17 protein-coding genes are annotated in these 12,751 nt (G+C 46.4%); 12 read left to right on the forward strand and 5 right to left on the reverse strand.

The genetic code is table 11. The annotated features are described in order from the left end of the window. The first annotated feature begins 26 nt into the window (after positions 1–26). The 7 genes from rplQ (at position 27) to rpsI (ending at position 4,758) form a co-directional block, all read left to right on the forward strand. Positions 27–389 (forward strand): 50S ribosomal protein L17, encoded by a 363-nt coding sequence (gene rplQ, locus EIZ58_RS30660; RefSeq protein WP_134704795.1) that lies wholly within the window; start codon positions 27–29, stop codon positions 387–389. A gap of 96 nt (positions 390–485) precedes the next feature. Beyond that, on the forward strand, positions 486–1,307 hold the full coding sequence (locus EIZ58_RS30665) for an energy-coupling factor transporter ATPase (protein WP_134704796.1): 822 nt from the start codon (positions 486–488) through the stop codon (positions 1,305–1,307). Then, positions 1,292–2,158, forward strand: coding sequence for an energy-coupling factor transporter ATPase (locus EIZ58_RS30670; RefSeq protein WP_134704797.1), 867 nt, complete (start codon positions 1,292–1,294; stop codon positions 2,156–2,158). Before EIZ58_RS30665 ends, EIZ58_RS30670 begins: the two co-directional genes overlap by 16 nt. Beyond that, the gene (locus tag EIZ58_RS30675; RefSeq protein WP_134704798.1) at positions 2,155–2,964 is read left to right on the forward strand and encodes an energy-coupling factor transporter transmembrane component T family protein; all 810 of its coding nucleotides are present in this window, start codon (positions 2,155–2,157) and stop codon (positions 2,962–2,964) included. The genes EIZ58_RS30670 and EIZ58_RS30675 overlap by 4 nt, the downstream gene beginning before the upstream one ends. Before the next feature lie 5 nt (positions 2,965–2,969). After that, entirely contained in the window at positions 2,970–3,716 is a 747-nt protein-coding gene (truA, locus tag EIZ58_RS30680) for a tRNA pseudouridine(38-40) synthase TruA (protein ID WP_134704800.1), read from the forward strand. Between the two features lie 186 nt (positions 3,717–3,902). Next, positions 3,903–4,340: a 50S ribosomal protein L13 gene (gene rplM, locus EIZ58_RS30685; RefSeq protein WP_129201542.1), complete on the forward strand. Its 438-nt coding sequence runs from the start codon at positions 3,903–3,905 to the stop codon at positions 4,338–4,340. 22 nt (positions 4,341–4,362) lie between these two features. After that, positions 4,363–4,758 (forward strand): 30S ribosomal protein S9, encoded by a 396-nt coding sequence (gene rpsI / locus EIZ58_RS30690; protein WP_134704801.1) that lies wholly within the window; start codon positions 4,363–4,365, stop codon positions 4,756–4,758. A 57-nt stretch (positions 4,759–4,815) separates the two neighbouring features. Here rpsI and EIZ58_RS30695 read toward each other — a convergent pair whose 3' ends face one another. From EIZ58_RS30695 to EIZ58_RS33975, 3 genes are all read right to left on the reverse strand, one after another. Continuing rightward, complete coding sequence (locus EIZ58_RS30695) at positions 4,816–5,595, reverse strand: vanadium-dependent haloperoxidase (RefSeq protein WP_134704802.1); 780 nt, start codon at positions 5,593–5,595, stop codon at positions 4,816–4,818. 124 nt (positions 5,596–5,719) lie between these two features. Then, positions 5,720–6,682, reverse strand: a complete 963-nt coding sequence (locus EIZ58_RS30700; RefSeq protein WP_167578061.1) for a nuclease-related domain-containing protein — start codon at positions 6,680–6,682, stop codon at positions 5,720–5,722. A 413-nt stretch (positions 6,683–7,095) separates the two neighbouring features. Beyond that, positions 7,096–7,248 (reverse strand): hypothetical protein, encoded by a 153-nt coding sequence (locus EIZ58_RS33975; RefSeq protein WP_167578062.1) that lies wholly within the window; start codon positions 7,246–7,248, stop codon positions 7,096–7,098. Positions 7,249–7,309: 61 nt separating this feature from the next. Here EIZ58_RS33975 and EIZ58_RS30705 point away from each other — a divergent pair, with 61 nt between their 5' ends. The 3 genes from EIZ58_RS30705 to EIZ58_RS30715 all read left to right on the forward strand — a co-directional run bounded on the left by EIZ58_RS30705 (position 7,310) and on the right by EIZ58_RS30715 (position 9,722). Next, positions 7,310–7,789, forward strand: coding sequence for a DUF2521 family protein (locus EIZ58_RS30705; protein ID WP_134704805.1), 480 nt, complete (start codon positions 7,310–7,312; stop codon positions 7,787–7,789). A 64-nt stretch (positions 7,790–7,853) separates the two neighbouring features. Continuing rightward, the gene (gene cwlD, locus EIZ58_RS30710) at positions 7,854–8,573 is read left to right on the forward strand and encodes an N-acetylmuramoyl-L-alanine amidase CwlD (protein ID WP_134704807.1); all 720 of its coding nucleotides are present in this window, start codon (positions 7,854–7,856) and stop codon (positions 8,571–8,573) included. A 78-nt stretch (positions 8,574–8,651) separates the two neighbouring features. After that, positions 8,652–9,722 carry an Mrp/NBP35 family ATP-binding protein gene (locus EIZ58_RS30715; RefSeq protein WP_134704809.1) on the forward strand — a complete coding sequence of 357 codons (1,071 nt, stop codon included), beginning with the start codon at positions 8,652–8,654 and terminating at the stop codon, positions 9,720–9,722. Positions 9,723–9,758: 36 nt separating this feature from the next. On the opposite strand, the gene gerD is transcribed toward EIZ58_RS30715, so the two are convergent. Then, positions 9,759–10,406, reverse strand: coding sequence for a spore germination lipoprotein GerD (gerD, locus tag EIZ58_RS34245; RefSeq protein ID WP_205672426.1), 648 nt, complete (start codon positions 10,404–10,406; stop codon positions 9,759–9,761). A gap of 136 nt (positions 10,407–10,542) precedes the next feature. Here gerD and EIZ58_RS30725 point away from each other — a divergent pair, with 136 nt between their 5' ends. Continuing rightward, on the forward strand, positions 10,543–11,184 hold the full coding sequence (locus EIZ58_RS30725) for a KinB-signaling pathway activation protein (protein WP_134704811.1): 642 nt from the start codon (positions 10,543–10,545) through the stop codon (positions 11,182–11,184). A 33-nt stretch (positions 11,185–11,217) separates the two neighbouring features. Here the strand turns inward: EIZ58_RS30725 and pdaB are convergent, their stop codons facing one another. Next, positions 11,218–11,982, reverse strand: coding sequence for a polysaccharide deacetylase family sporulation protein PdaB (gene pdaB, locus EIZ58_RS30730; RefSeq protein WP_134704813.1), 765 nt, complete (start codon positions 11,980–11,982; stop codon positions 11,218–11,220). A gap of 95 nt (positions 11,983–12,077) precedes the next feature. On the opposite strand from pdaB, the gene EIZ58_RS30735 reads away from it, so the two are divergent. Next, positions 12,078–12,725, forward strand: a complete 648-nt coding sequence (locus EIZ58_RS30735; RefSeq protein WP_134704814.1) for a stage II sporulation protein M — start codon at positions 12,078–12,080, stop codon at positions 12,723–12,725. Positions 12,726–12,751: the final 26 nt, after the last annotated feature.

A 12,751-nucleotide genomic window follows, 5' to 3' on the forward strand; every position in this document is an offset into this window, starting at 1 on the left:
TCACAAGTAAAAGGGAGGGAATCTAAATGGCATACTCTAAGTTAGGCCGTAGGTCTTCCGCTCGTAAAGCATTATTCCGTGACCTCGTGACGGATTTGATCATAAATGAGCGTATTGAAACTACTGAAACCAAGGCGAAAGAAGTTCGTTCTATCGCTGAAAAATTAATCACATTGGCTCGTCGTGGAGATCTTCATGCTCGTCGTCAAGTGGCAGCATTCGTTCGTAATGAAGTAGCTAATGCTGAATCTGGACAAAATGCTGTCCAAAAATTATTCGATGACATCGCTCCTCGTTACAACGAGCGTAACGGTGGCTACACTCGCATCCTTAAGCTTGGTCCTCGTCGTGGAGACGGCGCACCAATGGTTTACTTGGAGCTTGTATAATCGATCGAACAAAAAGGGTGGGGCAGAACAAAGGGGTACCTTGGTTCTGATTCTATGCCCTTTTTTTTGTAGCATGAAAGAGGGGAATGATTTCCGATGATTCGCTTCGAGCAGGTGTATTTTTCTTTTCCTAATCAACCGGAAGTCAATATATTAAAGGGCATAGATCTGACCATTCACGAGGGTGAGTTTCTCACGATTATTGGCCACAATGGGTCCGGTAAATCCACGCTGGCTAAACATATGAATGGCTTGTATGAGCCCAGGCAAGGGACGGTATGGGTCGATGGACTCGATACCAAAGACCAGCAGGAGATCTGGAAGATTCGTCAGCGAGTAGGCATGGTGTTTCAAAACCCAGATAATCAGTTTGTTGCCCCAACGGTGCTGGATGACGTGGCGTTTGGGTTGGAGAATCTGGGCGTTCCTCGTGAGGAGATGATGGGCAGGATCGAACAGGCTCTTCGGCATGTGGGGATGTGGGAGTATCGGGATCGAGAGCCCCACCGCTTGTCGGGTGGTCAGAAACAGCGGGTAGGGATTGCGGGCGTTTTAGCTATGCGCCCTAAGCTGATCGTACTGGACGAAAGTACAGCCATGCTAGACCCTCAAGGTCGAAAAGAAGTGATCCAAACCGTAAGCCAGCTGCGAGAAGAAGGGATTACGGTGGTTAATATTACGCACTATTTGGAAGAGGCCCTGTCTTCTGATCGAGTGGTGGTCATGAATGCGGGAGAGGTTCTGATGCAGGGGACACCGCGTGAGATCTTTCAGCAGGTTGAGGTGTTGAAAAAAATCGGCCTGGATGTGCCTTTTTCCGTCGAGTTGGCCTCGCGTCTGCGTAAGCGCGGGTTCGCGATTGAGGATGAGGTTTGGCATTCCAGACAGTTAGTGGAGCGACTATGGACCTTATTGTAAAGAACTTAACCCATGTCTATGGCAAAGGAACCCCCTTTGAGCGTCAAGCCCTCCAGCCCATTAACCTGCATATTCCAACGCGTAGCTTCACCGCCATCATCGGCCAAACCGGTTCAGGGAAGTCCACCCTGGTTCAGCATTTTAATGGTTTACTGCGACCTACAACAGGTGAGGTTCATGTAGGGAAGACCGTCATTACGAATAACAGGAAACAAAATCTAAGGGAGCTGCGCCGCAAGGTTGGCCTTGTTTTCCAATATCCGGAATACCAGCTGTTCGAAGAAACCGTGGAGAAAGACATTCAATATGGACCGCTCAACTTTGACTTGCCTGAAGATTTGATTCGTGCCCGTGTAAAGGATGCGATGAAGCTTGTGGATTTGGATTATGAGGTCTTTAAGGATCTATCTCCCTTCGCGCTCAGTGGGGGTCAGAAGAGGCGTGTGGCTCTCGCAGGGGTATTGGTGCTCCAGCCGCAGGTGCTTGTTCTAGACGAGCCTACAGCGGGTCTAGACCCCCATGGGAAAAAGGAGATTCTGCAACGTTTGTATCGTATGCACCAGCAAGAGGATTGGACCACGATTCTCGTCACCCACAATATGGAGGATGCCGCACGTTATGCCGATCAGATTATTGTGATGAAGGACGGAGGCGTCTATCTTCAAGGGACTCCAGCGGAAGTGTTTCAGCAGGGGGCGGCGATTCAAGAAGTAGGTTTGGATCTTCCGGATATTACGCAGTTTATTCTCCAGTTGAATGAAAAGCTGGATCAGCCCCTGCCCACGAATATTTTCACCATGGAACAGCTAGAGCAGGAGCTGATGAAACGACGAAAGGTGGCGAAGCGATGAATTTTCTCACGCAAATCCCCATCGGTCAATTTATCCCTGGCTCGTCATTCGTTCACCGCTTGGATCCCCGAGCCAAGCTGCTCTTTGTTGTGTTTTTCGTAGGGATCGTGTTCTGGGCCAAGGAACCGGCCACCTATGGCCTGTTGATTGGCTTTGTGCTGCTTTCTATTGTGGTGTCTGGGATTTCTCCAGGATATCTATTGCGCAGTTTACGAGCCATTATCTGGATTATACTATTTACCGTTATTATTCATCTCTTTATGACCAAAGGAGGAGAGGTGTGGTACACGTGGAAGTGGATTGAAATCCATGAAGAGGGGGTAAAGCAGGCCATCTCCATTGCCTTGCGACTGATCCTGCTCATTTTGATGGCATCCCTTCTGACACTGACCACGTCTCCCATTGACTTAACGGATGGAATTGAAAGGCTGTTCTCGCCTCTCGCTAGGTTCGGTTTTCCTGCCCATGAGTTAGCCATGATGATGTCGATTGCTCTACGCTTCATTCCGACGTTGATTGAGGAAACGGATAAGATCATGAAGGCCCAGATCTCCCGCGGAGCCGATTTTGAAAGTGGAAATTTGTTGAAGCGGGTAAAGAACATGGTTCCCTTGCTGATCCCTTTGTTTATCAGTGCTTTTCGCCGAGCGGAGGAGCTTGCCTTGGCTATGGAATCCCGGGGGTATCGCGGAGCCATCGGCCGCACAAAATTAAGAGAGCTGACTTGGACGCGGTTAGATCTCGTTTTATTAGGGATTGCCATCTCACTTGTCTTAGCGTTCTTTATTTTGAAAAGTTGGGGGTAGTGCTCATGGGGGAGCTCCGTAAAGTCAAGTGCATCGTCAGCTATGACGGAGGGAACTACGGCGGCTATCAACTGCAGGCAAACTGCGTGACCATTCAGGAAGTGCTGGAGGAAGCGCTGAGTAAGATTACGAAGCAGTCCGTCAGGATCTATGCTTCTGGGCGGACCGACTCGGGCGTTCATGCAAAGGGACAAGTGTTTCATTTCCGCACGACCGTCAATATGCCAGAGGACCGCTGGCCCATGGCTTTTAACACCTTACTCCCGCCAGATATATCTGTACTGAAGGCGGAGTATGTCCCAGATACGTTTCATTCTCGTTTTGATGTGGTGGAAAAAACCTATCGCTATTGTTTGTTTAACCGGCGGATCCCTGACGTCTTTTTGCGACGCTACTCCTGGCATGTTCCTTATGGGCTGGACTTCGAGAAGATGAGAGAAGGAGCTCGCTATCTGGTAGGTGTTCATGACTTTACCTCGTTTTGTTCCATTCGCGCAGAGGTGGAGGATAAGGTGCGAGAGGTTTACGAGATTTCCATCGAGGAAACAGAGGATCATGTAGTCTGGTTGACGTTTCGCGGCAAGGGATTTCTGTATAACATGGTGCGAATTATGGTGGGAACACTGGTGAATGTTGGTTCAGGTAAGACTTCGCCTGAGCAGGTGAAGGCGATTCTCGAAGCCAAGAATCGTGACCGTGCTGGACGAACCGCGCCTGCGGAAGGATTATTCCTGTGGGAAGTTAAATATTAACACGCCGGGAAACGTTGTTTTTTCGCTTGACTCTTTGAGTCGAATGTTATAAGATATTCTTTGGTTATTTTAAATTCCCACCTCCCACGCCCGGGATTTAAAATAGATGTTACGACGAAGTTTCTTTGAACAATTTTCTTTGGTCTATTTTATTTAAGATTTATTGCACTTTTAGGAGGGAAATCGATGCGTACCACATATATGGCTAAGCCAAACCAAGTTGAACGCAAATGGTATGTTGTTGATGCAGAAGGTCAAACTCTTGGCCGTCTTGCAAGTCAAATAGCTACAGTTATCCGTGGAAAGAACAAGCCCGAATTTACACCACACGTTGACACTGGTGACTTTGTAGTTGTTATCAACGCTGACAAAATCAAGTTAACTGGAAACAAGTTAAACAATAAGATGTACTACTTCCACTCTTTGCACCCAGGCGGATTGAAGCAATTCACTGCTGCTCAAATGTTGCAAAGAAAGCCAACCAAATTGGTTGAGCTAGCGGTTAAGGGAATGCTTCCTAAGAACCGTCTTGGTCGTCAATTGTTCACTAAGTTGAAGGTATATGCAGGATCTGAGCATCCTCACCAAGCTCAACAACCAGAAGTAATGGAAATTCGCGGTTAAGGATTAAAGGAGGTTTCAATTCGTGGCAACTGTACAATATTACGGAACTGGACGTCGTAAGCACTCCGTAGCTCGTGTTCGCCTTGTACCAGGCGATGGTCGCGTTGTGATCAACAAGCGCAGCATGGATGAATATTTTGGTGGATTAGAAGTATTAAAGCTTATCGTTAACCAACCGCTTGTGTTAACTGAAGTAGCTGGCAAGTACGATGTACTTGTAAATGTAAAAGGTGGCGGAAACACAGGACAAGCAGGAGCAATCCGTCACGGGATCTCCCGTGCATTGCTTCAAGCTGATCCTGAGAGCCGTGGATCTTTGAAGAGAGCCGGATTCTTAACTCGTGACCCTCGTATGAAGGAACGTAAGAAATACGGTCTTAAAGCAGCTCGTCGTGCACCTCAGTTCTCCAAGCGTTAATTTTGGCTGTGCGAAAAGAAGAACCAGTCTGGGATATCCCAGACTGGTTTTTTTGTTTTAAAGATAAGGAGGAGGTGGCAGTTTGGCTCTTTTCCAGATGGTATAGCCTTTGTCTATGGGCAAGCCTCCATTATCCTTTTCGTTTTTTAATGCTTTTACGATGATCCGTCCAATTTGTCTGCCTAACCGTAAGCCTTCCCTACTGTCTACAGGAAAATGGATCCCTGCGTATAACCGGGAGAGAGCGGCTTCTTCGGCTAAGTTCCTCAGCCTTTTCGATTCAGCAGGGAAGAAATAGCTTAGTACCACTTGGGCTGTGCCCGAAATGACCGAATGCCCAGATGGATACCCCGGGAATTTAGGAGTAGGGATAATGGTCTTAAGGCTTCTGTCCAGTTGATCAGGTCGGGCTACATCCCATCGGTACTTTAGTGCCCAAGTAATTAAAAAGGCATCATTGATTCCGGCTTGCATCGCTGCTAAGATCCGAGCCGCCCTTGGAGGGGTAACGCCATAGGTATCTATGAGCCGCTCGATGATGGGGGTCCACTGTTTTGTTGGGGGCCCCAATCCCCAATACTTCGCAATTCTTTCCGTTCTTTCGGTTTTATGCTTTAGCATTCTTTGAACGGCTGGAAGTTCCTGGCCTCGAAATTTGATGGTAAATGGATTGCGGATCGCAAGCTTAATAGGTTTTCCTTGATGATCGGTTAATTGTCCATCTTTGTTTCTTCTGAAATAAAATAATCTCCATGATCCTGCGCTTGGCTCCAAGCCTGTTGCTTTTCTTCCGTAAATTTTTCTTTCGAGAACCGACCATCTTGGCAAGTTTCCCATGTTTCTTCTCCTTTTTATGAAAGAGTATCTATGCTTATTTATATCGAAATTCAGATCATTTGGAGAAAAAAATAGGCACAGGGCAGGCTGGCTTCATGGAATGGAATTATTTTAATGAGGCTTTTTATGTTGAGAGGTGGTAGGTTTTGGCTTTTCCTATTCCTTTCGTTGAGAGTTCCATAGCGTTGAGCAGTCTGGTCGTGGTATTTATCGAGTTGATCTGGAGAAGCTTGCGGCACTGTTTATTACTTAGACTTGCGGTAAGGTGCAGATGATCCCTAATCGTCTGCTGGTGGGCCTTCTGTTTCTGCTGGTGGCATCTAGGACAGTACCAATTGCCGTGTGTCCGGTGGATAGGGATATGGGCACAAGAAGGACATCTCACCCCTTGGAGGAGCTCTGTTGAGGGAATGTTATACTTTTCGAGGATGTCCGTGGTATCTGGCGGCTGCAACTGGGCGAGTATGCATTCGCTGATTCTTTGCAACATGTAAGGAGTTAAAATCTTGTCTTTAGATTCCTGTTCAAGCTGCTGGATGCGTTCAGGTATTTGCTCTGCTTGCAGGATCTTCTTGAAAATCTCATGTTGGCCTGGATTCGTCTGAAGGATGGTAGAAGGATCTCCAATCGATACGAGCGTTTCAATGGGAGCGGGACGGATTTTATTTTCTTGAAACCAGTGAAGAAGTTGGATTCTCTGTCGGTGAGTTTGAGTAATCGGATCGGGGAAAGCCTCGGTTTCCCCCTTGTAGGTTCGAAGCATTTGCTTCGTGTGCTGATCAAAAAACAGCGTGCCGAAGAAGTTCTTGGATTCGATGATGATAATCAAGTAGGGTGAGATGACGAGCGTATCAATCTGAAAAGCTCGATGATCAGCAATTAGGTTCAGATCACACAAAAATAAGTAATCTTTTTGGGGGAGGTACTCTAAGTATTTATCTAGATTCTGTTCTCCTTTGTAGCCTCTCTTTCTTTTTAAGAGATCTTGAAGTATTAGAGGCTGTTTTTTATGTGTGGGATCTAATCTACGGTGGAGGGCCTGAAGCTTCAGAATAATTTCTGGGGTCGTGCGTGGTTTGATGAACATTTTTCTCCTCCTTTCTAGGGATACTTGTTCGAGATGGAGGGAGACTTTCCTTCCTAAGGTGGGAAAGTGGAGCTTCGGAGCTGAAAGTGCTATTTTACGAATCCTTGCGAAGATTTTTCTAGGTATGGAGAGATCTTGGTCTACTTTTTCTAAGTGCAATCTAAACTTCGGTTTAGAGCCTTCAATTTTAAGCTGCATTTTAAAGTAATTCCACTTTTTTTATGATCTTGTCCGTTCCAGGATCCCCCTCACTGCCGTCTGGGTGCGGATGGTCACGAAATTTTTTATTTGCTCACGGAAAAGTGGCCGATGCTCACGAAAGGATGCCGTTTGCTCACATACCGGGTGCAATTCCATATAACCAGCCCAGTTTGATCACGAATCTCTTCAATTTGCTTCCAAACCGGTAACCATTACAAACAGCCGCCACTTGGACCAGCCGGCCCGTGACCGGCCACGGTCAACCCACCTCCACTTGGACCAGCCGGCCCGTGACCGGCCACGGTCAACCCACCTCCACCTGGACCAGCCGCCCACGCCCACCGCCCCCACCCAATGACCCCCATGTATGAACTTCCCCCCATCGAGAAACAATGGATAAAAAATAACACACTTAGGTGATACAACATGGAAAACAACATTGTTTCGTTTGAGAAGCTAGCGGCGTCCCGTCAGGAAGCACTGCAGAAAAAGGCGCTGTATGGGATAGACAACCAAGAGTTGAACAAGTACTACCAGACCATTGTGAAGGAAAGCATTCAGCATTTCTCTNAGACCATTGTGAAGGAAAGCATTCAGCATTTCTCTTTTCTGCAAAAGTATATTGCGGAAGAATATCTGGGAGATACGGTGATTGATTCTTTTACGATGGGGATTCGTGCAAGCAAGCTTCGGTTGAATGGCAAGAGTGTGGAGGAGATTGAGAAGGTGTATACAAATGATTTACAGGAATCCCTAGCTGATTTGGCTGGTAGGCATCAGTTATATCAGTTTCTGCGCGATTGGGATGTGTATTCCCTCTCGATTATGGCGGAGGATTTAAGTGGGAAGTGGTTCCGCAAAGGAATTCTTTACGGAGAGAAACAACGCAAAATGCGGCTGATGTAAAGGCATATATGAGCTCCTCGTCCCATAGGATGTTAAGAGAAAAAAGGGACGAGGTGGTGTATGAATGGCAAAGCAAAAAAAGGTACTACTTTGGGTTGCCTGCTTTTTGCTGCTCTTATCCATAATTACTTATGAATATCCGATGAGTGAGTCGTGGACCGCTTGGTCGTTGCCTTTGTCTGGTGCTATCATTGCCATTGATCCGGGGCATGGCGGGTTTGACGGAGGGGCAGTCAGCAAATCGGGATTGATAGAAAAAGATGTCGCGTTAAATATTTCTTTGTATCTTCGTGATTTTCTACAGGAAGCAGGGGCCCTTGTTATTATGACTCGGGAGATAGACGATGATCTAGCCGACGGAGCCCAGGGGAGAAAGAAACGAGCAGATATTCATCAAAGGGTACGGCTCATCAACAGCAGTCATGCGGATCTGGCTGTTAGTATTCACCTGAATGCCATCCCATCCCCGAAATGGTATGGGGCTCAAACCTTTTATTATCCGGCTAAGTTAGAAAATCAAACCTTGGCATTTCTTATCCAAGACGAGATAAGAGTTAAGCTAGAAAATACAACCCGCTTTGCCAAACCCAAAAGCGACATGTATCTTCTGAAGAATGTGGAGATGGCATCGGTGCTGGTTGAGGTGGGCTTTCTCTCCAATCCAGGAGAAGCAGCTAAGCTAGCTTCGGAGAAATACCAAAAAAGTATGGCGAATGCGATTTACCAAGGGATCCTGAGATACTACGGCGGGGAAAGCATCCCAAAAACCGAGTATGTGGAATAGCCTATTAGTGGGTATCCTAACTATGATATAATGGTATCCGATTAGGATAAACATGGAATCGGGAAGGGAGTGCCTCGTGTGATAAGAGAAGAACAAGTATTGGAAGCACTAAGAGGAGTAGAAGACCCAGAACTACATAAAAGTGTTGTTGAACTGAACATGGTTCGAAATATAAAAATTGAGGGAACCAAGGTTAGCCTTGACGTGATCCTCACGATCCAAGGCTGTCCTTTGAAGGTTAAAATTCAAGAAGATGTCGAAAACGCCATCAAAGCACTAGGTGCAACCGAGGTGCGAGTGACATTTGGGTCTATGACAGAGCAAGAGCGTGCGGAATTGTCCGCTAAGTTGCGAGGGGGAGCAACGCCTACCACTCAAGGGGGAATTTCTCCTCTATTAAGTCCAGATTCTCCTGTTACCTTCATCGCGGTAACCAGTGGGAAGGGCGGGGTAGGGAAATCTACCGTAACGGTTAACCTTGCTACTGCCCTTGCTCGCTTAGGGAAGAGGGTAGGGGTTGTAGACGCTGATATTTACGGCTTCAGCGTTCCTGAAATGATGGGGATCACCCAACGTCCTACTGTCATCGACAACGTGGTCTTGCCTGTACAGGCTCACGGTGTAAAAGTCATCTCTATGGGCTTCTTCGTAGAAGATAACTCCCCGGTCATCTGGCGTGGTCCGATGCTTGGGAAGATGCTTCGCAATTTCTTCTCCGAGATTCACTGGGGTGAGCTAGACTATATCTTATTGGACTTGCCGCCTGGTACGGGAGACGTTGCCTTAGATGTTCACCAGATGATCCCGCAGAGCAAAGAAATCATCGTGACAACGCCTCATGCTACAGCTGCTTTTGTAGCGGCGCGTGCCGGCTCGATGGCTATTAAGACAGGTCATGAAATTATCGGTGTTGTGGAAAATATGTCCTACTTTGAGTGTGGCCAGTGTGGAAGTCAGGAAGCCATCTTTGGTAAAGGTGGAGGCGAAAAGCTAGCGCAAGAATTAAAGACCGAGCTTCTCGCTCAGATTCCACTGGGACAACCAAATTACAATCCAGAAGTACCCGGAGCTGCTCCGTCCATCTACGAGGAAGACTCCAAAATTGGTTCCATTTATATGGATATGGCACGTAAAATTAGCAACACCTAAAGAAAAAAGGAGCTGGTTATCCAGCTCCTTTACTTTTTAGCTACCGCCACCTCCACCTCCACCGCCGCCGGAACCACCACCGCCACCGCCGGAGCCGCCGCCTTCACCACCGCCGCCTTTGCCGCCACCTTCTTTGTTTTCAGGCTTCATCATTTCCTTTTGCGCCTGCATCATCAGATTGATCATTTCTAAGCGAAGAAGAGGGCTTTGGATAGCGTCTTTCATTACAGTCATTGTCTGTTGCTGATACGTAGGCGTATTCATGACTTGAAGAAGGCTTTCTTCGAATTTTGGATCATTCATGACCTTCATTAGCATCATTTGATACTCTGGATCTTTCATGAGATCTTTGATTAACTTTTTATGCTCGTCTTGGATGGCTGTGGCAAACGCTTTGGCTACCTTGGGATCTTGGAGGAGCGTTTTAAAGTTATCCTTACTTTTAGGATCGAGAAGGGTCTTTTCCACCGTTGCTGAAATTTCTGCGGTCTGCATCATGACTTCCGGGTCTTTGGTAGCTTCTTGGATCGCTTTTTTACCTTCCTCCGTTTGGAGAATATCTAGCACCATCGTCTTGGTTTCTTTATAATCAGGTGCTGCTTTTTCTTGTCCGCCGCCTTGGTTACAAGCAACGACAAAGCTTAGCAAAGAAAGAGGGATCAGCCACTTAAACAGGGTATACATATTTATGCCAGCTCCTTTCTAAGGTTCATTTTCCTTAGTTTTCCGCAGATTTCCCTGTTTATCCAAAGGGATGCACCGCAAAAAGGAGTATGGTACAATCATATAGTTATAGTTTGCAAAAGGAGGGCGCACAGGGGTGAACTTCAAGAAGTGGCTTTATCTTTTTTCTACCACGTTACTCATCGGGGGCGTTAGTTCCGTTATCTTAGGCATGATCCTGGAGAGAGGAACCTTATTTGGCGCAGGATTTAATAATATCCTTGTCGGGCTGGCATGGAACTTTGGTTTAGGATTGCTCTTTAGCGCCGTTGCTCAGATGGGCTTTTTCGCTTATTTAACCGTTCATAACGTGGGGCTTGGTGTATTTAAGAGCTTGTGGCCCTATGTTCAAGTGGTTTTGATTGCGTTTGCCTTCTTTGATCTTATTTATTTCCGTTTTACGACCTTCTCCGTTGAAGGGGAGAGCTTTATTGGTTATGTATGGATTCCCTTGGGAATTCTCCTTTATGCTTTGATTGTCGCTTACTTTAAGGTAAAGGAAACCAATCGCAGTGCGGCTATTCCAACCGTATTCGTGATTTTTGTGGTAACCGTGATTGAGTGGATTCCCGCGCTCAAGCAAAATAATCTTACAGGTATGTTTTATATGCTGATTCCTCTGCTTATTTGCAATACATGGCAGATCATGCTGCTTCACCGCTTAACGAAGACGAGCCCGGTCGGAGAAGCTGCTCCAACGAAGGCTAAGGCAGCAACTAGACAGAGGAAGGCAAAATGAAAAAAAGGGGGACGTTCTGTTTAGAATCGTCCCTTAGTCAATTTCTTTTGCTTTTACCTTCGCATCGGTAATCAATTCCGATACGCTAGTGAATTCGTACCCTTTTTTCTTGAGCTGATCAATAATCGTAGGCAGGGCAAGGTGAGTTTGCTTGGAGGAGTCACTGGCATGCAGCAGAATAATGTCTCCTGGGTGGGCGTGACTGACCACGTTATCTACGATTTGCTCAACTCCTGGATTCAACCAATCCTTTGAATCTGTATCCCATTGGATAACGGTATATTTTAATTCATCAGCAATGCGCAAGACGCGTTTGTCGATATCCCCATTGGGGGTACGGATGAGGGCCGGCTTTTTGCCTGTAAGCTCTTGGAGAACCACTTCAGCTTTACGAATTTGCGTACGAATTTCTTCATCGGTCAGACGGCTGTAGTTAATATGCTTATAGCCGTGTGATCCAATCTCGTAGCCTTGTTTCTGGATGCGTTTGACGATATCTGGATGCTCCTTACTCCATTCTGCTGAAAGGAAAAAGGTGGCTTTCTTTACGCCTTTCTGCTCCAGGACGTCAAGGATCGGAATGGCGCGTTGCTCTCCCCAACTAATATCAAAGGTTAGAGCGAGTTTTTTCTGGTCTGTTTCTACTTTGTAAATGGCTGCGGGTGCTTTATGAACTTGTGAAAAAACCGCAATGTTGTTTTGCTCCACGTAGGCAATACCAACAGCAAAAATAGCGGCCATAAGAATGACAAAATACTGTTTTATCTTTGCTCCATTGAAGACCCAGATAAATTTCACCCTGTTTCACCTCCCCTAAGTTTGTCCAATACAAATGTATTGTGAAAAGGACGAGGTTATGCTTAGAAACAGCAAAAAAATTTGTGGAGGTAATCATGAACTTGATCGGAAAGTTTTTTCACATCGTGAAAGCCAATTCACGATTCTTGTGGCTCGGTACCCTTATTTTCGTCGGGAGCGCTCTGCTAGGGTATTTGAATGCCGAAGGCATCCAAGCCATTGCGGAACAATTCATGAAGGAGTTAGAGCGAATCGCGGAAAAGATTCAAAAGAACGGCTCGGTTTTCTATACCTTCTGGGTGATTTTTCAAAATAACGTATTGGCTTCCCTGACGATGCTCGGATTAGGCGTGTTTTTTGGAATCTATCCTTTTATGGCGTTAGTCACCAATGGCGTGCTGTTAGGATTTTTACTCAAAGTGTTTGCGATGAAGGGAGTTAATCCCATAGGTATTCTTGTGTTTGGCATCCTTCCCCATGGGATCATTGAAATCTTTGCGGTTATTATGGCAGCGGCTATCGGGATTAAATATGGAAGCCTGGTTTTCCGCTTGCTCGGTAATCTAGGGAGCCAGGATCGAAGATCCGGAATCTTGGAGGAGTTCAAGGCTAATCTGCGAGATCTTCCTGTCACGGTTGGGGCAGTTGTCGTGCTTTTGTTCATTGCAGCCATTGTGGAAAGTGCCATTACACCCGTCTTGATTCAAATGTTTATCGGGGATGTTGCTAATCTGAGTGCATAATTAATCAAAAGGTTAGGCATGATAAG

The organism is Ammoniphilus sp. YIM 78166, assembly GCF_004522215.1.
GTDB lineage: Bacteria > Bacillota > Bacilli > Aneurinibacillales > RAOX-1 > YIM-78166.

Excerpts from the sequence above, each read along its gene's own strand:
- rplQ (WP_134704795.1), top strand. The coding sequence starts at position 27 with ATGGCATACTCTAAGTTAGGCCGTAGGTCTTCCGCTCGTAAAGCATTA.
- EIZ58_RS30665 (WP_134704796.1), top strand. The coding sequence starts at position 486 with ATGATTCGCTTCGAGCAGGTGTATTTTTCTTTTCCTAATCAACCGGAA.
- gerD (WP_205672426.1), bottom strand. The coding sequence starts at position 10,406 with ATGTATACCCTGTTTAAGTGGCTGATCCCTCTTTCTTTGCTAAGCTTT.
- truA (WP_134704800.1), top strand. The coding sequence starts at position 2,970 with ATGGGGGAGCTCCGTAAAGTCAAGTGCATCGTCAGCTATGACGGAGGG.
- EIZ58_RS30735 (WP_134704814.1), top strand. The coding sequence starts at position 12,078 with ATGAACTTGATCGGAAAGTTTTTTCACATCGTGAAAGCCAATTCACGA.
- cwlD (WP_134704807.1), top strand. The coding sequence starts at position 7,854 with ATGGCAAAGCAAAAAAAGGTACTACTTTGGGTTGCCTGCTTTTTGCTG.
- rplM (WP_129201542.1), top strand. The coding sequence starts at position 3,903 with ATGCGTACCACATATATGGCTAAGCCAAACCAAGTTGAACGCAAATGG.
- EIZ58_RS30675 (WP_134704798.1), top strand. The coding sequence starts at position 2,155 with ATGAATTTTCTCACGCAAATCCCCATCGGTCAATTTATCCCTGGCTCG.
- EIZ58_RS30700 (WP_167578061.1), bottom strand. The coding sequence starts at position 6,682 with ATGTTCATCAAACCACGCACGACCCCAGAAATTATTCTGAAGCTTCAG.
- EIZ58_RS33975 (WP_167578062.1), bottom strand. The coding sequence starts at position 7,248 with ATGGGGGTCATTGGGTGGGGGCGGTGGGCGTGGGCGGCTGGTCCAGGT.
- EIZ58_RS30695 (WP_134704802.1), bottom strand. The coding sequence starts at position 5,595 with ATGGGAAACTTGCCAAGATGGTCGGTTCTCGAAAGAAAAATTTACGGA.
- EIZ58_RS30670 (WP_134704797.1), top strand. The coding sequence starts at position 1,292 with ATGGACCTTATTGTAAAGAACTTAACCCATGTCTATGGCAAAGGAACC.